Source organism: Sunxiuqinia rutila (genome assembly GCF_050589705.1).
GTDB classification, from domain to species: domain Bacteria; phylum Bacteroidota; class Bacteroidia; order Bacteroidales; family Prolixibacteraceae; genus Sunxiuqinia; species Sunxiuqinia rutila.
Map to the genome: position 1 here is coordinate 117,406 of NZ_JBNGOT010000002.1, position 24,392 is coordinate 141,797.

Consider the following 24,392-nt stretch of genomic DNA (forward strand, 5'->3'; position numbering starts at 1 on the left):
AATAATTGGTTGGGCTGTTTGGTTATTACTATAACTGAACAGCCTTTTTTTATATTAATACCCCCGTTTATTGAAAAGGACATAGCCAAAGCTGAACACCACATAAAATTTCGTATTCTCTTTGTCGAAATAATTCAGCGTTAAACTTAATGGCCCAAGTCCGGAATGATAAACAAGACCTCCCATTGCCATTAGGTTTAAGGTTGAAAAATAATCAGAGGCATAGGCTGCCTGAAAATTCTCACCAAGGATGATTTCCTGGGCCGGAGTAAATGAATAGCCTTCAAGGCGGAAGTGCATTTGGTTGCTGAGGTTAAAAATTGTTTTTAAGCCGGAAGCCAGGTATTTATTGGCCCGGTATTTCTTCATAAACAGGGTTTGACTAAAAGGAGTTGGTGAAAAAGTATTGGCTGCGAGCATGGTTGCCGTATAGTTATTCAGAAACTTTTTGTTGCTAAACACGCCATCAACTTCAAAACCCAGGCTGAAATTCCGGCTGATGGGGTAGTAGCGTTCATATTTGGCCTTTAGCGTGTAATAATCTTGCGAGCCGTTATACTCCCGGTTAAGAGGAGAATTGGTGCCTGGTTTGTGTTTCTCACTGCCAACGGTGTAAGTAAAATTCAATTCCGAAGACAAGCCTTCGGTGGCATATTGCTTGTAGTTTTGAGAATTACGCTCAAAGCTGATTTTGGTCGAAAAAGCATCGAACTTTGTTTCTTCAGAGCTATCATCTTTTTTAATCGATTCATTAAAATAATAAGCGTCTGCTGCCGACGAGAAGCTGGTGCCAAGGGTTAGCTTTCCATGGGTTTTCACCGGAAAACCAAGTTCGAAGCGAACGTTGTTTTCATCCTGAATAATATAGGGAGAACTTACATCTTCAAAGAAAAATTCGTTGCTGCTGGTGAAAAAATCCCAGCGGTTAAGGGTGAGGTAGCCCGAAAGGTAAAACGGAAGACTGGTGGGAAAATCAATGCGTCCACCGGCTTTTATTGAACTGTAAAAACGTCCAAAATAAATGTTAGTACTCAAGGTATAGGCCCGGTTATCAAAAAACAGGTAGTCCAGACTCAGGAAGCCTTGGTTGATGGGCTTGGTTGAAACATTGCCACCAAACTTGATTTCCAGCGACTTTTCTTTCGTTACTTTCAGGTGCAGGTCAAAATAGCCGGTTTCTTTGTTATAAAAGGAGACCGGGCGGATCGACCGGAGCTGAGGATCGGCCACAAGTTTAAAATATTCATGTCGAAGTTCATCCAGGTTGATCACATTGTTTTTGTGCTTCACACTCTGTATGATGTATTTGCGCTGCATGGGGTCGGTAACGCCTTCAACCTGTATGTTTTGAAACAGCAGTTCCGGTTTCCGAAGATTGAAGTTTCGTCGTTTTTGTGTCAGGGTTTCTTGAGAAACTCTTCTTTTTATGAGCATTTTGATGCTATCCATTTGAGCCAGCGTGGTTTTGTAGCCGGCCTCTTCAATGGTCAAAATTTTGTTGAAATCAAGTAAGTTGACATTGGAAAAGGAGGTTTCCAGCAAAAGCCCTTTATTTTCCGGAACTTCATAATCGGTTTTTTGCATGATCATGTTTTCCAGCTGTGCCATTACGTCATCCTGACTTGGTTGTTTTGAGTTGTTGGCAACTTTATGTCCAATAATGATGTCGGGTTGAAAGGCTTCAATGGTATTTTTAACCGGAAAGTTATTGACAATTCCGCCGTCAAACACCAAAACACCATCAATTGTAATGGGTTTAAAATAAAGAGGAAAGGTCATGGAAGCACGGATAGCTTCTCCTAAATCGCCATCCCTCAGTTCAACCTCTTTGTTTTCATAAATATCGGTCGCAATGCACAAAAAAGGAACCATCAGGTTGTTAAAATCATAGTTGCACACGGCGTTGGTGGATGAAAACATCTCCATAAAGGCAAAGTCAATTTGCTCTTCAGGGATAATATTGGTCGGCAGTAAAATCTTAAGTCTATCTTCTGTTTTCTGAAGATCAAGATTCAGCCACGCCGGGGTTTGTTCCAGTTTTCTGAAGTAGTAGCGGTATTCTTCCTGTATTTTTCCGGTGGCCCAAAACATAAACTGTTCCGACTGGAAGAGCTCTTCCATTTCATCGGGGGTGTAACCGGCAGCATAAAGTCCGCCTACAATAGCCCCCATGGAAGTTCCGGAAATGTAGTCAATAGGGATGTTGTTTTCTTCCATTGCCCGAATAACACCAATGTGTGCCAGACCTTTTGCTCCGCCACCGCTAAGAACAAGTCCAACAGATTGAGCATTGGCAAAAAGGATTGAAACAGACAACAGGAGTGTAAGAAGAAAAGCTTTCATGGGAATAATAACTAGTAACAGGTTTTTGACCTACTAAATTAAGCATTTGTGCCCTAACTTTCCTTTTGCTGAAGAAATAAAATATACTTATGGGTCAATTTTCACTTTTAGGTTCTGAAATCCTTCCCCCAGAATTTCGCTGGTGTCCATTACGGTAATAAAGGCATTCGGGTCAATTTGACTAATGTATTGTTCCAAAATAATCACTTCGCGACGGCTGACAACGGTATAAATAATTTCTTTCTCTTCGCCGCTAAACATTCCTTGCCCTTTCAAGTAAGTTCCTCCACGTTCCAGATCGACCAGAATTTTATTTTTGATTTCATCATGTTTGTCGGAAATGATAAACAAAGCCTTGTTGTAATTAGATCCTTCGATGGTAATGTCAATAGCACGGCCCGTGATGTAGATCACCAACCAGGAGTAGAGGGGAATTTGCCATTCGCCAAAAGCTGCAAGCCCAATCAGAACGATGGCTGAATCAACATAAATCAGGAGTTGCCCAAGTTGGATGCCGGTGTACTTGGCAATGATCATGGCAATAATATCCGATCCGCCAGAGGTGGCACGTGACTTAAAAATGAGGCCTAAACCAAAGCCAATAAGCACGCCTCCAAACACACAGGATAGTAATACGTCTTCAACTAAAGGAGCATTGCCATCAGCACGCATGTAAGTTATCAGATCCATAAATACGGATGAAAGTACAAAGCCAATCACTGTTTTTACGCCAAAGCGGGGGCCCAGGATTTTAATTCCGGCAATGGTTAACGGAATGTTTAAGATCAAGCCAAACAGTCCGATGGGAATTCCTTCGGGCCAAAAAGAAAAAACACCTTCAGTAAGGTAGTGCACAACGATAGCAATACCGTATACGCCACCAGGAACAATCTTATGTGGTGAAATGAAATAGACAAAACCAACTGCAAGAATAAAAGCACCAATGGTGATGAAGCTATACTCCTTGAACCATTGTACTGTAAATAATTTTTCTTTTTGAAGGAAGGCCATAAGTTTCGGTTTTTATTGCAAATTAAGGTGAGCCAAGCATGACATGCTGTGATTTTTATCAGTAAATGTAACAATTGCAAGTGTTTTGCAAAAGAGAAACCGGATAGTAGTAGATGGATTTCGGTTTTTATGGATGAGCCTGTGCTTGGTTTATCGTGAAGCTAGGTTGTTGGGCAAAAAAAATGCTCTCCGGTAAAAGAGAGCATTTCAGAGCTATATAATTTTATTGAATTAGCATCTAGGAGGAGTTTGTTCTCCTGCTTTTTCATGGTACCACTTGAGCGGGAAAGATGATGGCCGTTCAATTGGAAGACCGTACAGCCGATCCATTACCAAGCTGGCCAAAACTCCGAGTGCTCTGGACACGCCAAACAGGACGGTGTAGAAGGAATGTTCTTTCACGCCATAGTAATACAACAAGGAGCCCGAGTAAGCATCAACATTAGGCCAAGGGTTTTTAACTTTGCCAGTGGCTTCCAGAATTGGAGGAACGACACGGTGAAGCGTATTCACAATGTTGATGAGCTTATCATCTTTTACATATTTCTTGGCAAATTCTTGTTGTGCCGTAAAACGGGGATCGGTTTGGCGAAGTACGGCGTGCCCATAACCTGGAATGACGCGTCCTTCATCCAATGTACGTTTGGTGTAGGCTACAATTTGCTCTTCGCTTGGGCTATCCGTGTCCAATTCCTGCATCATGCTAAAAATCCAGTTGATGACCTCCTGGTTGGCATAACCATGAAGCGGGCCTGCTAAGCCAAGCATACCAGCGGCATAAGCATAGTAGGGGTTACTAAGTGCTGATCCAACCAAATGGGTGGTATGTGCTGAAACATTTCCTCCTTCATGATCGGCATGAATAACCATGTACAAACGAAGCAAACGCTTTACTTCTTCGCTGTCGTGTCCCATCATATGTGCCAGGTTACCGGCCCAGTCCAAGCGTGGATCCGGCTCAATGTGTTCATCGTTGAAAAACTGACGACGGTAAATGTATGCGGCAATTCGCGGCAGACGGGCAATCAGGTTCATCACATCTTCATAGGTCGTGTCCCAATAGTATTTTTTATGAACGCCTGCGCGATAAGCTTTTTGAAAAATAGAATCCGTAGCCATACTGAGGATGGCCGAACTGAACTGAGTCATGGGACGTGAGTTCTTCGGAATGGCGTCAATCACGTCAAAAACATGCTGAGGTACATGTGCACGAGTGGCCCAGTCCTTGCTAATATTTAAAACATCATCGCGTTCTGGTATTTCGCCAATGAGCATCAGGTAAAACAAGCCTTCGGGAAGTGGTTCTCCGTCTGGGTTTAAGCGGGGTAGCTTTTCGCGTAGTTCCGGGATGGTATATCCGCGAAAGCGAATTCCGGTGGTTGGGTCTAACTTAGAAGTGTCAGTAATTAAGCTGGGAACGCCTTTCATCCCTGTCATTACCTGACCAATAGTAACATTGGCAATCACTTTATCACCATGCTCATTTTTGATCCGTTGGTACTCGCTAACGCATTTGCTCGCCTTTTGATAAAACCTATTCTTAATGTATTCCATTTTAAAAAGTATTTTAGTTTGATTTCTCTTTTAAGTTAGTGAATGTTTCGGATTATTTCATCAGCAAACTCCGTAGTAGACAGCAAGGTTGCGCTTTCCATCATGGTGTGCAAATCTGAAGTGACCCGACGTTTGGAAAAGGTGTGCTCCATGGCATCAAACACATGTTCAGCAGCCTCATGCCATCCGAGGTATTCCAACATCATCACTCCGGACAAAAGCAAGGAGCTGGGGTTGGCTTTCCCAGTTCCGGCAATATCAGGAGCAGTTCCATGGGTAGCTTCAAAAATGGCAAACCCACTTTGGTAGTTGATGTTGGCGCCTGGTGAGATGCCTATGCCGCCGACCATGGCTGCAAGCTGATCAGAAATGTAATCGCCATTTAAGTTCATGGTGGCAATCACCGAATGGTCATAGGGATGTAACAAGCTATCCTGTAAAAAGGCATCGGTTATCGTATCTTTAATGATGACTTTTCCGGATTTTTTGGCTTCTTCCAGTGCTTTGGAAGCATCAAGCTGTCCTTTTTCCGCTTGAATTTGCTGATACTGGCGCCAGGTGAAAACCTGTTTGCCAAATTCCGATTCAGCCAGGTCATATCCCCAGTTTTTAAAAGCACCTTCGGTAAACTTCATAATGTTTCCTTTATGGACCAAGGTTACAGATGGGAGATGACGAGTAATGGCATACTGAATGGCTGAGCGAACCAATCGCTCGGAGCCATCTTTGGAAATTGGCTTAACGCCATAAGCGCTGCTTTCCGGAAAACGTATTTGGGTGCTTATGCCCATTTCATTGATCAGAAAATCCTGAAACTTTTTCGTTTTCTCATCGCCAATTTCAAATTCGATACCAGCATAAATGTCTTCGGTGTTTTCCCGGAAGATATGCATATCAACCATGGAGGGGTAGCGAACAGGAGAGGGGACCCCTTTAAACCAACGTACCGGGCGTAGGCAAACGTATAAGTCAAGTGTTTGCCGCAGGGCTACGTTAAGCGAGCGAATGCCGCCGCCAACAGGGGTTTCGAGCGGCCCTTTTATACCAACCAAGTGCTCTTTAAAGGAATCCAGCGTTTCTTGAGGCAGGTAATCGCCAGTTGCTTTGAATGCCTTTTGTCCGGCCAAAACTTCTTTCCAAATGAGTTTTCGGGAAGAACCATAAGCTTTCTCAACAGCGGCATCCAATACGCTTTGGGCCGGCTTGGTAATGTCCTTGCCAATCCCATCACCCTGGATAAAGGGAATGATGGGATGATCAGGAACTATCAAACGACCATTTTCAAGTTTAATCTTTTCTCCCATGAGTTATAGCTGTTATTTTGCTTTTCAGGTTTTGATCGATGGCATTTAAGAATTCCTCGGTTGTCAGGTAATGTTCCTGCTTAAGGTCTTTCTCGTGAATAATCAGTGCCAGGTCTTTGGTCATTTTGCCACTTTCAACCGTTTCAACACATACCTGCTCCAAGGTGTTGGCAAAGTCAATCAATGCCTGGTTCTCATCCAATTTTCCACGGAAGGCCAGGCCTCTCGTCCATGCAAAAATTGACGCAATGGGGTTGGTTGACGTGGGATTTCCTTGTTGATGCTGGCGATAGTGGCGGGTTACCGTGCCGTGGGCTGCTTCAGCTTCCATGGTTTTTCCATCGGGCGTTATCAGCGTAGAGGTCATCAGTCCTAAAGAACCAAACCCTTGTGCTACGGTATCTGACTGTACATCCCCATCGTAGTTTTTACAAGCCCACACAAAGCCTCCTTCCCACTTCATTGCGGCTGCAACCATGTCATCAATCAAACGGTGTTCATAGGTGATGCCGGCTGCCTCAAATTTTTCTTTGAATTCTTCATTGAAGACTTTTTCAAACAGATCCTTAAAGCGGCCATCGTACTTTTTCAGAATGGTATTTTTGGTGGACATGTACAGGGGCCATTTTTTGCTTAGTGCCTGATTCATACAAGCCCGGGCGAATCCAATTATTGATTCATCGGTGTTGTACATAGCCATGGCTATTCCATCGCCTTCAAAGTCATACACATCATACGATTGCACTTCGCCACCATCTTCAGGGGTGAAGGTGATGGTAAGTTTGCCTTTTCCTTTAGTCAGGAAGTCGGTTGCCCGGTATTGGTCACCAAAGGCATGACGACCAATGCAAATGGGTTTTTTCCACCCGGGAACCAGGCGCGGGATGTTATTAATGATAATGGGTTCGCGGAAAACAGTTCCTCCCAGAATGTTACGGATGGTACCATTCGGCGAACGCCACATGTTTTTCAAATTGAACTCGGTTACACGCAATTCATCAGGAGTAATGGTGGCACACTTAATTCCCACACCATACTTTTTGATGGCGTGAGCCGCGTCCACAGTAATTTGATCATCCGTCTCATCGCGCTTTTCCATTCCCAGATCGTAGTATTTTATATCCAGATCGAGGTAAGGGAAAATGAGTTTTTCTTTAATAAATGACCAAATAACCCGGGTCATTTCATCTCCGTCCAGTTCAACAACTGGATTTGCTACTTTAATTTTATCCATTACGGGTGTCTTATTTTGATTAGTTATTTTGTTGTTTGATCAGATTTAACGCTGAGCCCGCCTTGTACCATTCAATTTGCTGGGCGTTGTAAGTATGATTTAATTCGATTGTTTCTTGTGAACCATCGGCATGAACCAACTGTAACTGCACAGGTTTGCCAGGAGCAAAGTCAGCCAGGTTGATGAAATTAAAGATGTCATCTTCCTGAATTTTATCGTAATCGGCTTCCTGGGCAAAAGTAAGTGCCAGCATTCCTTGTTTTTTCAGGTTGGTTTCATGAATCCGGGCAAAGGATTTTACAATTACCGCTTTAACTCCCAGGTGGCGAGGCTCCATGGCCGCATGTTCGCGTGAAGATCCTTCGCCATAATTGTGGTCACCAACAACAACGGTTGGAATACCTGCAGCTTTGTAAGCGCGTTGCACTTTAGGCACTTCATCATAGCCTCCTGTCAGTTGATTTTTCACCTTGTTGGTTTCGCTGTTAAAGGCATTTACCGCACCAATCAGCATGTTGTTGGAGATGTTGTTCAGGTGCCCACGGAAGCGTAACCAGGGACCAGCCATCGAGATGTGGTCGGTGGTGCATTTTCCTTCGGCTTTGATCAGCAGTTTCGCTCCATTCAGGTTTTGACCATCCCACGGTTCGAAAGCTTTCAGCAGTTGTAAACGCTCTGAATCGGGGGAAACAATGACTTCAACTGAAGAGCCATCCTCGGCAGGTGCCTGATAACCGGCATCTTCAACAGCAAAGCCCTTGCTGGGCAATTCTTCTCCTGTTGGCGGATCCAGTTTAACTTCTTTTCCATCCTCATTAAGCAACTTATCGGTGAGCGGGTTAAAGGTTAAGTCACCAGCAATAGCCAAGGCGGTAACCAGTTCCGGAGAAGCTACAAAGGCATGGGTGTTGGGGTTTCCGTCAGCCCGTTTAGAGAAGTTACGGTTGAACGAGTGCACAATCGTGTTCTTTTCTCCTTTTTCGGCCCCCGGGCGGTTCCATTGTCCGATGCATGGGCCGCAAGCATTCGCAAAAACACTTGCTCCAATCTTATTGAAAATATCGATAAATCCATCACGCTCGATGGTGTAGCGCACTTGCTCCGAGCCCGGAGTAATGGTAAATTCCGATTTGGTCTTCAGCTTTTTGTCGACCGCTTGCTGTGCCAGTGATGCCGCACGCGAAATATCTTCGTAGGATGAATTGGTACAGGAACCAATCAGTCCAACTTCAATTTTGGTTGGCCATCCTTTTTCCTTCGCAACTTTAGCGACTTGTGAAATTGGAGTTGCCAAATCGGGCGTAAACGGCCCGTTTAAGTGAGGTTCCAACTCATCCAGGTTGATTTCGATCAGTTGATCGAAGTACTTTTCAGGTTGAGCGTAAACTTCGGGGTCGGCAGTTAAATGTTCTTTAATGCCATTGGCCAAATCGGCGACTTCTGCGCGGTCGGTTGCCCGTAAGTAACGTTCCATGCTTTGGTCGTAGCCAAAGGTTGATGTGGTTGCCCCAACTTCGGCACCCATGTTACAGATGGTTCCTTTGCCGGTTGCAGAAAGTGATTCCGCACCTTCTCCGAAATATTCAATAATAGCACCTGTTCCGCCTTTTACGGTCAGTATGCCAGCTACTTTTAGTATAATGTCTTTTGGGGCTGTCCAGCCGTTTAATTTTCCAGTGAGTTTTACACCGATTAATTTGGGAAATTTAAGTTCCCAAGCCATACCGGCCATTACGTCTACCGCATCGGCACCACCGACACCAATAGCCACCATGCCCAACCCGCCGGCATTTACTGTATGCGAATCGGTTCCGATCATCATTCCACCGGGGAATGCATAATTCTCAAGCACCACCTGGTGAATAATTCCGGCACCCGGTTTCCAAAATCCGATGCCGTATTTATTGGAGACAGACTCCAAAAAATTGAACACCTCCTTATTGCTTTCGAGGGCAAATTTTAGGTCTGTTCGTCCGCCCACACTGGCTTGGATTAAGTGATCGCAATGCACCGTAGATGGAACTGCGGTCCGGCTTTTGCCTGAGTTCATGAACTGAAGCAGAGCCATTTGAGCCGTTGCATCCTGCATGGCTACCCGGTCGGGCGCAAAATCAACGTAGTCAACGCCACGTTTAAAATTGACAACTTCTTCAGGATTGAAAAGGTGCGTGTACAAAATCTTTTCAGAAAGTGTGAGTGGTTTTTTTAAAATGTTTCTGGCTTTGGTTATACGAGGGCCAAAATTCTCGTAGGTTTTCTTTATTAAATCTAAATCAAACATATTGTGGTTTTTTAATCGGTTGTAATTTCCGGTTTAATATTTACATCTTCCTTAACAAAAACAAGGGCTAAAGGTTTCCTGTGATAGGCTTAAGATATCAAATTTTTGGTGATAAAATATGTAGCTATTTAGATGTTTTAAAGCTGTTTTTCTTTATTTAGAATAAATAAAAGGAAGGTCAGGTTTGCATTCGGGAAGTGAAAATATGTTCTTTTTTGAAGAACGTAAAGGGGAGTGTTCGCTGAGCGCTGTTGTGTAAGGCGCTGGTAGCTAGTTTGCAAAAAAAAACCACCAAGAGAATCTTGATGGTTTAGAGGGTATAATCTATAAACTGCTTGTTTAAGGAATGAAGCTTAGCAGCGTATCGCCGCGAAGACCTCTTCGGAGTGTTTCCAATGGAATGACTTCCGATTGGGAAATATTCCCCAGGTTGACATTGGAGCCCAACAATTTGATAAACCATACTTGCTGGCTTTTAAGCGGGGCTTCCCATAAAATATGTTCGGTGTCAATTTCTTTTTTAATGTCCATGATGAGTTGGCTGTTGGCTGAGCCATCTTCTTTGTAGATACCCATGTTTCCGCTTTCGCGTGCTTCAGCAATGACTTTCCAGGCACCGGCTTCCAATTCTGTTTTCATCCAGGAAACCCACTCTTCGTTGCTAATCTCCTTGCCTTTTAATTTGGTTCCGACTTCTGAAAAAATCTGAAAATCTTTTGCCAGCAGGTTGATGTATTCGCATTTTTTGTCATGCTCAATGGGAAGAACACCGTCAGACACTTCGGCTGTTTCAACACCACTTTCAGTAATAAATTTGCGGTAGTCGTCAAACATATTGCGGGCAATAAATGCTTCGAACAGTGTACCTCCAAAGTAGGGTTTAATGCCTGCTTGCTGATACAGTTTGATTTTCTCTTTTACACCTGGAGTTAGCAGGCCGGTACCAAATCCTAGCTTGACAAAATCAGTGTATTCTGATGCGACTTCGCATAAGTCTTCGGCTTCGCGGAGGCTAAGCCCTTTGTCCATCACCATCGTAATGCCTGATGATCTTGGCTTTTCAGGACGTCCAGGAATAAAGGGTAAGTTGAAATTCATTTTTAATAATTGGTTGATTGGTATTCTTTTATGAGTTGTTTGATCGACTCGTTTTGCTGTGCTTTGGGATAATAGTCAAATAAATCGCGGTAACTATTGAAATCGGCTCTTAGGGCTATTTCAAAATAATCCGTTGCGGAGCGTTCTTCATTATTTTCAAGCAGGTAAGCTGTTAACCGGTAATTGATATTTGAATCGTCGGCAATTACTTCCAGTGCTTTTTTCAAGATATTAATGGATTGCTGCAACATACCACGATGGTACTGCATCTCAGCATAGGCAATCCAGCTTTCGCGGTTGTCCGGATCCAGCGACGTTGCCATTTCAAAGGCTGATTCTCCTTGCTCGTAAGCCGCCAGTTCATGATTTATTTTCCCGTACATAAGCCAGAAGTCCGGATTGGTGTCATCCAGCTTGAGGGCTTTTTTGACCAGCGTTTGACTTTCGGGCAGGTCGTTTTCAATCCATCGGATCAAGCTTGAACCATACCAGGCATTGGCATTATTTTTATTGATGCGTAATGCTTTTTTGTAATTGGCCAATGCATCGTTGTACTGATCCATGTTCAGGTAGCATTCACCTAAATAGCAGTAGGCATCATCATTGTTTTTATCGCTTTTCAAATACTCCAGGTAGCATTCAATGGCTTCTTCGTATTGGTTGTTGTTCGACAATGCATTGGCTTTGTTGAACAGGGCCTGTTCAAACTGATCGTTTAGGGCAATCGAGAAATCGTAGGCTTCAATGGCTTTGTCATGCTCACCAATTCGGTTAAAAGTGATGCCAAGGTTGTACCAAACCGAGGGATTGAATGGATCAATGTCAAGGTATTTGTTGTAATAAAGGATGCTTTTTTCATCCTGATCATCTTTGTCGCAATAATAAGCCAGCTCGTAAAGAACCTGCTCGTTTTTGGGGTTGGCAGTGTGTGCCCGCTCTAAAAACGTAACGGCTTTTTTGACTTCTCCGGCCTGTCCTAAGGTGATTCCGATATTGTAAAGCAGTTCATCTTTCTCATCGTAGTTGTACATGATGGCTTGCTCAAAAGCGGTAATGGCTTCTTCAACCAAGCCCTCCATGATTAAGGCCGAGCCTTTGATCAGGAAAATGTCGGGGTTGCTGTCTTCGATTAACTCAACAACATTAACGATGGCCAGTGATTCATCCACTTTGCCATCCACCAAAAGGAGCTGTGCTTTTTTAATTTGGAGTGAAGTGGAAGACGGATGAATTTTCAATCCATTGTCAATTGCCAGGTTGGCCATTGACATTTGGCCTTCATCCATAAAATAATCCACAATGCCTTCTACTTCAAAAACATCAAAATAGTCAACTTGGTTGGCCTTCATCATCCTTTCAAAGCGTTTAACGGCTTCTCCTATTTCCTCACTGTCGTAAAAGTCTCTTGAATCTTCTTCCATAGAATCCCAAAAAAATGCAGCTGCAAATTTAATAATACTTTTTAGAATTACTTAATCGGGCTGATGCTCTTTTCGTAATAAGTCGTTCACGGTTTTTACCGGGTTGAAAGTCAGTATCGGAACTTCAACAAACAGGGTGTTCCAATCCGCCATGGCTCCATTCCAAAGCCCCGGAAGTTCCTGCGCTTTGAGTTCTTTGCCATCTTTAGACTTGTAGGATATAAATCCGGTTCTGGGGTCTCTTAGCAATAACAAATCATAAGGTTCTCCGAGGTAGTTTTTTGTTCCACAAATTAAATCCACCGGGTTGAAGTGGGTGGCATGCTTTACAATGTCAGCCTGTTTTTTGTCCTCAAGATTGATTTGGGAGCTTTCAACTACCTGAAGCGAAATTGACTCATCGGCATTTTTTGCCCAAAAGGGGCCGCCGCCGGGTTCGCCTTCATTCTTTACCATGCCGCATACACGAATGGGGCGGTTGAACTTCGATTTCAGGTAATGATACAATTCTTCTTTTTCCGCATAATATTGATTCGTGGGTGGTTTTACGTTTAAAACATTTTCGAGGAAAGCAGATGCTTCCGCGTAAAACTTGCAATCAAGTGCCGTGTAGTGTCTTTCGTCCAGCACGCGCTGATAATTGAAAATTCGTTTCTGGTAGTTCAGCAGCAAACCTGCCAGAGCCTTTTTGTACTTGATGGTTTCGGCCTTGAGGTAATCGGGTACCACATTGTCGATGTTTTTTATAAAAATGAGGTCTGCATCCAGGTCATTCAGGTTGTCAATTAATGCACCGTGGCCTCCCGGGCGAAAAAGCAGGCTGTTGTCTCCGTTTCGGAAGGGCTTGTTGTTCAGGTCTACCGCAATCGTGTCGGTCGCCGGTTTTTGCTGGCTAAAAGATACTTCATAGTGCACACCAAACAGCTTTTCGTACTTGCTTTTGATGGCTTTCAGGTGCGCCTCAAATACCGGTTTATGCTCGGGCGAAACCGTAAAATGCATTTGTACTTTGCCCTGTTGGTCTTTGGCGTACAGCGCTCCCTCGGCGCAATGTTCTTCAAAGGAGGTTCGGGAGTGATCCTGATACTGATGAAATTTCAGTAAGCCCTTGGGAAGATTGCCGTAGTTCAGTCCTTGCTCAGTGAGCACCAAATTGAGTACTTCAAGGGCTGAAAGCTGTTCTACTGGTTTGCCGGTTAATCGTTCAAGGTCAGCATAAAAGGCAAATTTTTTAAGTCCGTTAAAGAAGCACTGCACCTCCTTGTCTTGTAGCACCTCTTTTTCAGGGGTTCCGTTTTCGAGACGGGCTTTGGCTGTAAACAGACTTTTAAACATGCGGCTGGCTGCCCCGGAGGCCGGCACAAACTTTAGCAGGCTGATACCTTTTTCGAGTTTGTGCTCAAAAAAATCAATAAACTGTTGTGCATGATCCTCGTTTAGTTGGATGATGCCTTTGCCAATTGTGGCTGCTTGTATTATTTCAAGGTAGGGAAAACCTTGCTCGAAATTTCTTACTTGTTTTTTGACGGTTGTTAAATCACTTCCGCGCTCTTCAATGAAAACCAAATCTTCTGCATTAAACATAGGTTGTTGTTTTACGGATTACGTTAAAGGTAAAAAATAGCTTGTAGAAATAGAACCAATAAGCGATGCCAAGGTTTTAAAGTTTTCAACATTTGTTGATAAGGCCGGATTGACTTTTCATTTCCAGAGCGATAGATTATCTGGGGTATTTGGTTGACTTCTTGCGAATTGATCTTTGAGGCATATATTGTCTTTTTTCTTTCAGATTTGCCTTACTTTTGTCGGACAAATTTATTTATGACGGATCAGAATTTCCCCTGGGGACATGACAAACGATTTAATGATTTTCCGACTTATTTTAAAAATAAGTTTAACGGAAGAGTGCAAAAAGTAGCTGTAGATGCTGGCTTTACCTGCCCGAACAGGGATGGGGTCAAGGCGCGAAACGGATGTTCATATTGCAACAACAAGTCTTTCCAACCCGACTATTGCGGACCGGAAAAAAGCATTGCCGTGCAGGTTCAGCAGGGCATTGATTTTTACTCCCGTAAGTATCCAACCATGCGGTTCTTAGCCTATTTCCAAGCGTATTCGAATACTTATGCTGACTTGGAGGTGTTGAAACAAAGGTATCAGGAAGCCTTGGCGCATCCTCAGGTTATTGGCTTGGTGCTTGGAACTCGTCCGGACTGTGTGACTCCGGAAATCCTGGATTATCTGGCTGAGCTTTCCAAGGACTATTATGTGATGGTGGAATATGGCGTGGAGTCGGTTCAGGACAAAACGCTGGATCGCATTAATCGCGGACATCATTTTGCGCAGGCGAAGTGGGCCATTGAGCAAACTTCCAGCCGCAACATTCATACTTGTGCGCATTTGATTTTGGGACTTCCTGGAGAAACGCGGAATGACTTGCTGAATCAGGCGCGGGAAATTTCGCAATTGCCGGTTGAGAATCTAAAACTGCATCAGTTGCAAATTCATAAAGGAACCCAAATGGCCGTTGAGTTTGCCCGACAGCCGGAGGATTTTCACTTGTTTACAGCAGAGGAGTATGTGGAGCTGATTGTGGATTACCTGGAATTGTTGAACCCTGAAATTGTGGTTGAGCGATTTGTTAGCCAAACTTCCAAAAACCTACTAATTGCTCCCAAATGGGGTTTGAAGAATTTTGAATTTGTGGTTAAGGTTGAAAAGCGGTTGGCGGAACGAAACACCTGGCAGGGTAGGCTGTTTGAATAATTTTGATAGGGAGTTTGACTGCTGATGGATGAACTCCGTACACCAGTTTGTTAAGTGCTGAAATTCATCCATCAGTAGTTTGTAAGCTTATCCAGTTGATCGTTAGTAGCTCCAGGCTAAGGACTTCTTTTCTGGTCAATTTATTGACGGGCGAATACCCTTTTCAGTAGGTCGGTTACCCGGGCAGCCGGATCTTGCCGGATGTTTTTCTCGGTTTCTCCAATTTTCAGAAACAAGCCATCCAAGGCTCGTTGGGTGAGGTAGGCACTCAGATTGGTCTCTACCGTTTCAAGTTCAGCAAGCTGCCCAACGAAGGTGCCGGCCACTTGGTTCCATTTTCCCGTCATTTCGTCCCACGACTGTTGAGCCGAATAGTTGCCAATGATTTTCTTGTTCAGCGATCCCTCAATCTTGGGTTGATAGAGTGCTACCAGTGCATCATAATTGGTGCGTTTCAAGTATTCCGTTGCAGCATAATCGCCACCGGTAAGCAGACTGGCTGCATCCTGAATACTCATTGATTTGATGCTGTTAATCAGAATTGGCGTAGCTTCTTTGGCCGCATCTGAAGCTGCGGAGTTGATGCTGGTAATTACTTTATCAACCAGCTGTTGTCCACCGGGAAGTTTGCTCAGGTTGTTGGTGATCATATCCGCCTCAGGGGGGAGCAAAATCTTTACTGCTTCATCTTTTAAGTAACCATCAATGGCAGATAGTTCGGCAACTGAGCTGTCGGTTCCAACCACCAGCGCTTGTTTTAGTCCGGCGATAATTTCTGTTGTCGACAATGGTTTCTGCTCATCATAAATGGTTCTGGCCATTTGCTGCATCTCGGCACAACCCGACAGTGTCAGCATAAATAATCCTAAGAGTATCAGTCTTGTATTCATTGTATATGGGGAATAAAAGGTTAGCGTTCCCAATTACAGGGCTTTTGGTCAATTCAGAAACCCTGTGATTGAAAACTCAGCAATAAGTGATTTTGTTTAGTTAATCCAATATTTTCTTTAATAAATCTTTACGGTTCAACTTAATCAATTCTTGCCGTATTTGCTGTTTGTACTCCTTTTTGTACCAAAAGAAAAATTTGCGTTGCGATAGTTTTTCCTTCTTGGACTTGGGCGTAAAAACCTTTTCCATGGTATATGGATGGTAGCCCGTGTAATAAATGACGGTCGCCAAGGTCATTGGTGTAGGTGTAAAGTCCTGCACTTGCTCTAGTTTAAAATCGAGTTGCTTGGTTTCTGCAGCCAGGTTGGCCATGTCGGAGTTGTGGCAACCCGGGTGGCTCGAAATAAAATAGGGGATCAATTGCTGATTCAGGCCTTCCTGTTTATTTATTTCGTTAAAGGTCTTATTCAGTTTGTAAAACAGCTTAAATGAAGGCTTACGCATGATTTTTAGCACGTCGTCGGAAGTATGTTCCGGAGCCACTTTCAATCGCCCTGAAACGTGGTGCTTTACAACTTCGCGCAAGTAAGTCATGTTTGTTTTATTGACCTGCTTGTCTTTGGTTTCGTGCAGAATCATGTCGTAACGAATGCCGCTGCCCACAAAGGCTTTCTTGATTTTAGGGTGCTGACGAACTTTGCGGTACAGGTCGAGCATGGGTTTGTGATTAATGTCCAGATTCTTGCATATGTCGGGGAAGATGCACGAGGGACGCTTGCACTTGCGGCAAATTTCTTCATGAATCCCTTTCATTTTGTACATGTTGGCTGACGGGCCACCCAAGTCGGAAATATATCCTTTAAAGTCGGGCATCTGGGTAACCTGGTCCAGCTCCTTCAGAATGCTCCTTTCGGAACGGCTGGCGATGAATTTTCCTTGGTGTGCGGAAATGGTACAAAAAGTACAACCTCCAAAACAGCCACGGTGTATGTTGATGGAATGGCGAATCATTTCGTAAGCCGGAATGGTGCCCTTGTTTTTGTATTTGGGGTGCGGCAAGCGGGTGTACGGCAAATCGTAATACCGGTCAATTTCCTTTTCAACCAAGGGGGGCCAGGGCGGATTGACAACCACCTGTTGATTGCCGATGTGCTGCGTGATTTTGTTCGCTTCCGTTTTATTCGACTCTTCTTCGATATGCATAAAGTTTTTGGCAAACTTCTTTTTATCGCTTAAGCATTCCTCGTGCGAATACAAATCAATGTTATTCCATTTCTTGTTGGTTGCGTATGGCGCATCTTTTTCAATCAAAAAGGCCGTTTGGGGCAGATTGGTAATGGTGCGCGCGTCAACGCCCCGTTGAATCAGACGCGTAAAGTCAATGATTGATTTTTCGCCCATGCCATAGAACAGCAAATCTGCTTTTGCCTCTTTCAAAATAGAGGGCTTCAGCTTATTTTGCCAATAATCGTAATGGGTAACCCGGCGCAGCGATGCTTCAATTCCACCCAGCATGATTGGGGTGTCGGGGTACAATTCTTTCAGAATATTGCAGTAAACTGTTGCTGCATAATCCGGACGTTTGTCGTGCTGACCGCCGGGCGTATAGGCGTCTTTTGAGCGCTTGCGTTTGTTGGCGGTATAGTGGTTTACCATGGAGTCCATGTTTCCTGAAGTAACTGCAAAATAAAGTCGGGGAGCTCCCAATTTTTTGAAGTCACGCAAATCATCCTGCCAGTTGGGTTGCGGAACAATGGCCACGCGCAGGCCTTCGGCTTCCAAAACCCGTCCAATTACGGCAGCTCCAAACGAAGGGTGGTCAACGTATGCGTCGCCTGTAAATAAAATCACATCGACCTCGTCCCAGCCGCGTTCTTCAATTTCCTTTTTGGTTGTAGGCAACCAATCGGTTGTCTGATATTTATCGTATAACTGATTCACGTATTATCCTTTCTTAATATTCAATGTGCAAAGTTAACCTGCTTTTATTGATTTAAAAGACTTTGTCCTCTTTTTTTAGAGGCGGATATGTTTAAGAACCCATCCGCTTTTGCAAAAGTAAGCCGTATCCTTCTTAAATTTAATGCGTGCTTAATCTGGTTAACTATGGAAATCGTAAAACCCAAAGACATTCTTAAAGCAAGTCCGTACCTGGCTTACCTTGGAGGAGAAAACCTCGCTAAATTTATCATGTATGTGTTACGGTTCAACAAGCTTAACCGCATTTATGGTCAAATTGCCGATAAGCAGGGGATAGCGTTTATCGATGAATTGATTAAAATCCTGGAAATTAAATATGAATTTGATGAGTCAGAGTTGCGTAAGATTCCTAAAACCGGGCCGTTTATAGTGGTTGCCAACCATCCGTTTGGTGGGCTTGACGGTATTTTGCTGATAAAAATACTTAGCCTGGTTCGGCCGGACATTAAAGTGATGGCTGATTTTTTGCTGAAAAAAGTTGAGCCCATCAGCGAATTTTTCCTGCCGGTTAATCCATTTGACGCACGAAAGAGCGAACAATCAGATGTTGGAGGAATTAAAAATGCCCTTCAGCACCTGAAAGCTAGTGGAGGCTTATGTATTTTTCCTGCTGGAGAGGTTTCGGGTTACCAGGCGAACAACAAGATTACTGACCGCCAGTGGCAATATGTCTCTCTTCGGTTTATAAAACACGCCCAGGTGCCTGTTGTTCCTGTTTATTTTGGAGGGCACAACAGCCGGTTGTTTCATCTGATTGGGCGGATTAATCCGAACCTGCAGCAAGTAAAACTTCCTTCGGAATTGCTGAACAAAAGACGCCGGCCAGTTAAAGTTCGAATCGGGTCGCCCATATCGGTGAATGAGCAAGCTGGTTTTCCCGAGGTATACCAGTTTGGGCGCTTCCTGCGGGCGAAGACTTACAGTTTGAAGTCGCAGATTGAAATTCGACGTTTTTTCAATTATTCGTTGAAAAGACAACGGCGCATAGAAGAAATCGTCAAGGCTTCATCAACCGAGTTGGTGGTCAGCGAGATTGCCGGATTGAAAAGCGAACGTTTGTTGTTTCAGGTTAAGAATTTCCAGGTGTTCTGTGCGCCATCCAGCGAAATACCAACCGTGCTTTATGAAATTGGCCGCTTGCGCGAAATTACCTTTCGCGAAGTGGGAGAGGGCACCAACCGGGGCATTGATCTGGACGAGTTTGATTTGTATTACCATCAACTTTTTATTTGGGACGATGAGGCGGAGAAACTGGTTGGAGCCTACCGAATAGGTAAAGGAGCCGATATTTTGCATGAGTTTGGTGTGCGCGGGTTTTATATTCAAAGCCTGTTTAAACTGAAGGAGGCCTTTGAGCCGATTCTTCGGGAGTCGCTTGAGCTAGGCCGTTCGTTTGTGGTGAAGGAATACCAACGTCAGCCTTTGCCCTTGTTTTTGCTGTGGAAAGGCATTTTGTACTTTCTGCTGAAAAACCCGGAGTACCGTTACCTGATTGGCCCGGTAAGTATTAGTGCCAACTATTCGAAAAGCTCGAAAGAGCTGATCATTAAATTTATCATGTTGCATCATTTCGATTGGCAAAATGCCCGTTTGGTAACTCCCCGAAAAGCTTTCAAGTTTAAAAGCCAGGATCCGGATATGAACGTGATTATGGAAAATCTGAATGACATTAATAAGCTCGATCGCTTTATTGGCGATGTTGACCTCCAAAATCCGGGACTTCCGGTTTTGTTGAAAAAATACATTCGTTTAAACGCCAAAATCATTGGATTTAATGTTGATCCAAAATTTAACAACTGTTTGGACGGGTTGATTTTGCTGGATGTTTACGATGTGCCCAAACACACCATTGAATCACTCTCAAAAGAAACAAACGACGGGGCTATTCTGAATCGCTTTTATAACAGCAGGGAATGAGCTTAAAACCGGTAAGCGCTTTTTGAGACAAATTTTAATGGTCTTTGGCTCAGTTGGAGGGGATCAGTTTGAAGCAGCCACTGACCAAAATCGGATAAATATCAATGTCGTATTTAACTTTCTTTTGAAGTGTTTGTTTACTTTTACTGTCCTGTTAAGTTTTTATCTGTGAAATAAAATGTAGTAACTTATGAGATTATTTATTGTATTGTTAATGAGTAGCCTGCTGATGGGCTCTTGCGTTCAGAAAAAGAAAGAATCCGTTCAACCGCTCGACACTAGCTCGCTCATGCACCAGGTGGAAGTTAAAGAAGTGATTCAAACCGATAGCTATACTTACTTAAAAGTTTCAGAAAATCGTGAGGACTTTTGGATTGCGGTGAGTCGTCAGGAAGCAAAAGTGGGCGAAAAATATTATTATGCTTCAGCTTTGGAAATGAAGGATTTTGAGAGCAAAGCCTTGGGGCGGGTGTTTGATTCGATCTTTTTTGTTCAGAAGCTGAGTAAAGACCCCATTCAGAAGAGTGCTCCGGTGGCTTCCAAAAAAGAACCATTAGGGAAAGCCATCGAATCGTTTGATTCCAATATTGAAGTGGAGCCTGCTGAAGGTGGAGTGACAATCGGTGAATTGTATGCTTCCAAAGGAAATTACGAAGGAAAACGCGTACGCGTAAAAGGAAAGGTTGTCAAAGTGAATAAAAACATCATGTCGCGCAACTGGATTCACATTCAGGATGGAACTAAGCACGGCGAGGATTATGACCTGACCATTACTTCGGACCAGATGGCAGAAGTTGGGCAGGAGCATACTTTTGAAGGCGTAGTAACCCTTAATAAAGATTTTGGTGCCGGCTATTTTTATGAGCTGATCATGGAAGAAGGCCAGTTGGTCAACTAACAAAGCACCACTTAGTTTTTTAAATTTTTTTGTTTAAGGTTTGAAATGGGAGTGAAACATGAAGCTCCGGATTTCAAACCTTAATTTTTTCTTTCCTTTCTTCATTCTGGTTCGCTATTATTTTTTTGTCAGCGTGAGAACAATTACTTTCGCCGCCGTTTTTAGCGACCTTAATTACATGAAACTTCCAACAGGGGAGCGCTTCTCACCTTGAAGCTTGAAAACTATGCTTAACTCCTGCCTGTCGTGTATGTATTAAGGGGCAAGGTCTCGCTCAATCACAACCATTTATTTATTGTTAGTTATGAAACGAATTTGGCGTTTGTATCGTCCTCACTATGCCGAAACCCGTAGGCTTGCCCTGCCGGTAATTGTGGCGCAAATTGGACAGATTACGGTTGGTTTGGCCGATAATATGATGATTGGCCGTTTGGGCAAAACAGAACTGGCAGCAGCAGCGTTTGCCAATACCCTGTTTTCGCTTCCCCTGATTTTTGGGATGGGATTTGCGATGGCCATTACTCCCTTAACCGGGAAGGCTAACGGTTCGAATGATTATGCGGAACTGTTGTCGCTGAAGAAAGCGGCTTTTGCTGCCAACAGCATTATGGCGGTTTTGCTGGCTATGGCTTGCCTGCTGTTGTATTCGGCGATGCCATTTATGCATCAGCCCGAAAGTATTCTTGACTATTCACGGCACTACTTTAGTGTTATCGGACTTTCCATTGTGCCTTTGATGCTGTTTTTGAGCGGAAAACAGTTTGCTGATGGTTTGTCGAACACCAAACTGGCCATGATGATTACCCTGGGGGCCAATGTTGTGAATATTCTAGGGAACTACATGCTGATTTTTGGGAAATGGGGAGCGCCTGAACTGGGACTTGTTGGTGCAGGTTGGTCAACCTTGATTGCCCGGGTGTTAATGGCTGTGGGGATGCTCATATTTGTCCGTAAGCTTTATCGCGAGCAACTGCAGTCGGTTGTTGCTAATGTGAAGTCGGTAACCGCCTCCACGCTTAAGATAATCAAGCTCGGCATTCCTATGGGATTGCATATGTTTTCGGAGTCTTCGGCGTTTATTGTGGCCGGTATTATGATGGGCTGGATCAGCGAAACCGGACTGGCTGCACATCAGATTGTGATTAGCCTTTCCACTTTTGGTTTTATGCTTTACCAGGGAATTGGTGTGAGCACAACCATTCGTATCAGCCAACTTGCCGGACGTCAGGTACCCTCGCTGCTGAAAAGAGCTTCCAATGCTTCGATTCAGATTGTGTTGGGAATGGTGGTTATTATTTCCATGTCCTTTGTGAGCTTGAGCAACTGGCTGCCAACTTTGTTTACGACCGATGCGGAAGTGATCCGGCTTGCCTCGCAAATGATTATCGTGTTGGCTATCTTTCAGCTTTTTGATGCCATTCAAATCATTTACTCGGGTATTTTACGGGGAATGGCTGATGCCACGATTCCGGGAATTCTTACTTTTATTTGCTATTTCATCATCACTATTCCGTTTAGTTATTGGGCAGCTTTTCATGGCGGATTCAATGAAATTGGCATTTGGATGGGCTTCCCGGTGGGCTTAAGTATTTGTGCGTTAATGTTTCACTTCAGGCTTAGTTACCTGCATCGAAAGTTGAATTTAGAGATGCAGGCCTCCTAGGCACTTTTGGCGGAAGCGAAGGCTCCAGTACGCTGTCCTTTTTTCAGCAAAGCTGTTTCAAAAGAAACTGCAGCTTTGGAAGTAAGGGGAACTTTTGCGTAACTTGAAGGGAGTTTCTACCCTCCAAATGATTGCGTTATGAATTCGTTGAAGTTTTTATTGAGCACAGTGTTTTTAGGAGCTTACTTGCTGACCTTTGGGCAGCCAAGTGGCAATCCGGAAAAAGAAGTTCGCTTTCGTGATAAGCTTTTTACAGGTGGCAGTGTCGGGCTTTCGCTAGGGAGTTATACCAACATTAACATTAGTCCGATCATTGGTGCCCGCTTAACCGATCAGTTTTATGCCGGTGCAGGAATTGAATATCAATATACCCGCTACAAGTATCCTGATGGGAATCTCACGGCCAGCCAGTATGGCGGGCGATTGTTTGGGCAATACAACATCATTCCCCAATTTTATCTTCATAGTGAGTTTTCGATGATCAACATGGAGTATTATTCCTTTAACCGGGAAGAGCGAAGTTTCATTCCTTTTTTTTATGTGGGAGGAGGCTACCGGCAGGTGCTTTCTGACCGCTCTTTTATAAGCTTTCAGGTTTTGTTTGATGTAATTCAGGATAAAAATTCGCCCTACAAATCATGGGAACCCATTTACAGTGTCGGATTTGGCGTGGACATTTGGTAGATGAGGCTTCAGGCACTGAAAATAAAAAACCGGGTTAATCATGGATTGACCCGGTTTCCTTTTTTATTCTTGTTTAGCGTCTTCTTTGGGATCTATAATTTTCAGGAAGTGATTGGCAATTTGCATCACCGGCAAATCTTCAAAATCGCTTCCCAGGTTGGCACAGAGAGTAACCACCAATTTCTGCTCGGGGTAAACGGCAATGGCCGAAGCTCCCCCGGTAGTGCTGCCAGCCTGACCAATTACTTTGCGGCCTTCGCGGTCGGTAATAACCAGCCAGCCAAAGCTTGAATTTAACCGTTGTCCGGTGCTTAATTGGTAAGGCTCGTAAAATAACTGGAGTGTTTCTTCATTGAAAAATCCTGGCTCCAGAAGCTGTTGGGCGGCCAGATTCAGGTCATCAGCTGTTGATAGCATTCCTAAGGCCGGAGCCAGCGGGTTAAGGTTGATTTGAGGCGCATTGGTTAACCGGGCAATGTAATCACGGTCGTAAGTATTGCTGCGGTTTTCAATGATTGCCATGGTGTTATCCAATTGGGTGTTGTTCAATTGGAGGGTGTCAATAATCGTTTCCTGTATCAAGTCTGCAAACCTTTTTTGACTGATGTCTTCTGCTAAAATTCCAAGCAACGCCAGGCTTAAATTCGATTGCAGAAAGTAGCTGTCGGGTTGGTAAACCAACGAATCGTTTTCGTGAAGCTTGATGTAGTCTTTCAAGGTTCTGATTTTCTTGTCGAGCTGTTGAGCTTCGCGGTTTGAGCTTTCCGGGAAACCGGCTACCTGGTTCATCAGCATGCGCAAGGTAAAATCTGCGCGCTTTTTAGGGAAGTCGGGAATGTAGGTATAAAAGCTGCTGTCAATATGGAGCTGGTTTTCTTCCTGCATTTTGGCAATGAGGTAGGCTGTAAAAAGCTGAGAGCTGTTGCCAATGCGGAATTTGGTATTGCGCTGTGTCGGAGCTTTCAGTTCTTTGTTGGCATAACCGAGTCCTTCGGACCACACCAACTCGCCATCAACCGAAACCGAAACCGAGCCTCCGGGGGTAAAGCTGGTCATGAGGTGGGCTCCTAATTCCTTTCGGCTTTCTAAAATTGCTTCCTTGTAATCCCTTTTGTAGATGGGGCCATTCGCTGTTTTTTCCTGTTGGCAGGAGGTAAAACTTAGAATAACTACAAGAATTGGGATAAATGTTTTAAGCATTGAAGTGGGTGGAGTAAATTTCTTTTCCATCATTCTAAATTTATTAAGTCTGGTTTGTTGTGAAAATTGTATTGAACAGGGAGGGGGTGAGCCTTCCCTTTGATTTTTGCAGCCCTGAAAATAATAATTTCAATCAAAACAGGTGGT

At 43.9% G+C, this 24,392-nt stretch carries 17 protein-coding genes; 5 read left to right on the plus strand and 12 right to left on the minus strand.

All coding sequences use genetic code 11. The annotated features are described in order from the left end of the window. Positions 1–54 precede the first annotated feature (54 nt). The 9 genes from ACRD6K_RS02390 to ACRD6K_RS02430 all read right to left on the minus strand — a co-directional run bounded on the left by ACRD6K_RS02390 (position 55) and on the right by ACRD6K_RS02430 (position 13,830). Positions 55–2,343 (minus strand): patatin-like phospholipase family protein, encoded by a 2,289-nt coding sequence (locus ACRD6K_RS02390; protein WP_430971925.1) that lies wholly within the window; start codon positions 2,341–2,343, stop codon positions 55–57. Positions 2,344–2,430: 87 nt separating this feature from the next. Beyond that, the gene (locus tag ACRD6K_RS02395; RefSeq protein ID WP_299577651.1) at positions 2,431–3,354 is read right to left on the minus strand and encodes a YitT family protein; all 924 of its coding nucleotides are present in this window, start codon (positions 3,352–3,354) and stop codon (positions 2,431–2,433) included. A 231-nt stretch (positions 3,355–3,585) separates the two neighbouring features. Beyond that, complete coding sequence (locus ACRD6K_RS02400; RefSeq protein ID WP_430971926.1) at positions 3,586–4,908, minus strand: citrate (Si)-synthase; 1,323 nt, start codon at positions 4,906–4,908, stop codon at positions 3,586–3,588. A gap of 35 nt (positions 4,909–4,943) precedes the next feature. After that, the gene (gene icd, locus ACRD6K_RS02405) at positions 4,944–6,212 is read right to left on the minus strand and encodes an NADP-dependent isocitrate dehydrogenase (protein ID WP_430971927.1); all 1,269 of its coding nucleotides are present in this window, start codon (positions 6,210–6,212) and stop codon (positions 4,944–4,946) included. Continuing rightward, positions 6,196–7,446: an isocitrate dehydrogenase (NADP(+)) gene (locus ACRD6K_RS02410; RefSeq protein WP_299577654.1), complete on the minus strand. Its 1,251-nt coding sequence runs from the start codon at positions 7,444–7,446 to the stop codon at positions 6,196–6,198. The genes icd and ACRD6K_RS02410 overlap by 17 nt, the downstream gene beginning before the upstream one ends. 19 nt (positions 7,447–7,465) lie before the next feature. Then, positions 7,466–9,727, minus strand: coding sequence for an aconitate hydratase (locus ACRD6K_RS02415; RefSeq protein ID WP_430971928.1), 2,262 nt, complete (start codon positions 9,725–9,727; stop codon positions 7,466–7,468). 339 nt (positions 9,728–10,066) lie between these two features. Further along, positions 10,067–10,825 carry a phosphosulfolactate synthase gene (locus ACRD6K_RS02420; RefSeq protein WP_299577656.1) on the minus strand — a complete coding sequence of 253 codons (759 nt, stop codon included), beginning with the start codon at positions 10,823–10,825 and terminating at the stop codon, positions 10,067–10,069. Positions 10,826–10,827: 2 nt separating this feature from the next. After that, entirely contained in the window at positions 10,828–12,246 is a 1,419-nt protein-coding gene (locus ACRD6K_RS02425; protein WP_430971929.1) for a tetratricopeptide repeat protein, read from the minus strand. Between the two features lie 51 nt (positions 12,247–12,297). Beyond that, on the minus strand, positions 12,298–13,830 hold the full coding sequence (locus tag ACRD6K_RS02430) for a DUF4301 family protein (RefSeq protein ID WP_430971930.1): 1,533 nt from the start codon (positions 13,828–13,830) through the stop codon (positions 12,298–12,300). Between the two features lie 237 nt (positions 13,831–14,067). Here ACRD6K_RS02430 and mnmL point away from each other — a divergent pair, with 237 nt between their 5' ends. Beyond that, positions 14,068–15,012, plus strand: a complete 945-nt coding sequence (gene mnmL / locus ACRD6K_RS02435) for a tRNA modification radical SAM protein MnmL/YtqA (protein WP_299577659.1) — start codon at positions 14,068–14,070, stop codon at positions 15,010–15,012. A 140-nt stretch (positions 15,013–15,152) separates the two neighbouring features. Here the strand turns inward: mnmL and ACRD6K_RS02440 are convergent, their stop codons facing one another. Both ACRD6K_RS02440 and ACRD6K_RS02445 read right to left on the minus strand, forming a co-directional pair. After that, positions 15,153–15,902 carry a DUF4197 domain-containing protein gene (locus ACRD6K_RS02440; protein ID WP_430971931.1) on the minus strand — a complete coding sequence of 250 codons (750 nt, stop codon included), beginning with the start codon at positions 15,900–15,902 and terminating at the stop codon, positions 15,153–15,155. Positions 15,903–16,002: 100 nt separating this feature from the next. Further along, entirely contained in the window at positions 16,003–17,844 is a 1,842-nt protein-coding gene (locus ACRD6K_RS02445; protein ID WP_430971932.1) for a YgiQ family radical SAM protein, read from the minus strand. Positions 17,845–18,009: 165 nt separating this feature from the next. Between ACRD6K_RS02445 and ACRD6K_RS02450 the strand changes: the two genes are divergently transcribed. The 4 genes from ACRD6K_RS02450 (at position 18,010) to ACRD6K_RS02465 (ending at position 23,045) form a co-directional block, all read left to right on the plus strand. Next, a complete protein-coding gene (locus ACRD6K_RS02450; RefSeq protein ID WP_430971933.1) occupies positions 18,010–19,800 on the plus strand; it encodes a GNAT family N-acyltransferase in 1,791 nt (596 codons plus the stop codon). Between the two features lie 190 nt (positions 19,801–19,990). Further along, positions 19,991–20,698 (plus strand): GW dipeptide domain-containing protein, encoded by a 708-nt coding sequence (locus ACRD6K_RS02455; RefSeq protein ID WP_430971934.1) that lies wholly within the window; start codon positions 19,991–19,993, stop codon positions 20,696–20,698. A gap of 304 nt (positions 20,699–21,002) precedes the next feature. Then, positions 21,003–22,361: an MATE family efflux transporter gene (locus ACRD6K_RS02460; protein ID WP_430971935.1), complete on the plus strand. Its 1,359-nt coding sequence runs from the start codon at positions 21,003–21,005 to the stop codon at positions 22,359–22,361. A 138-nt stretch (positions 22,362–22,499) separates the two neighbouring features. After that, positions 22,500–23,045 carry a hypothetical protein gene (locus tag ACRD6K_RS02465; protein ID WP_430971936.1) on the plus strand — a complete coding sequence of 182 codons (546 nt, stop codon included), beginning with the start codon at positions 22,500–22,502 and terminating at the stop codon, positions 23,043–23,045. A 63-nt stretch (positions 23,046–23,108) separates the two neighbouring features. Here ACRD6K_RS02465 and ACRD6K_RS02470 read toward each other — a convergent pair whose 3' ends face one another. Continuing rightward, entirely contained in the window at positions 23,109–24,278 is a 1,170-nt protein-coding gene (locus ACRD6K_RS02470; protein WP_430971937.1) for a serine hydrolase domain-containing protein, read from the minus strand. Positions 24,279–24,392: the final 114 nt, after the last annotated feature.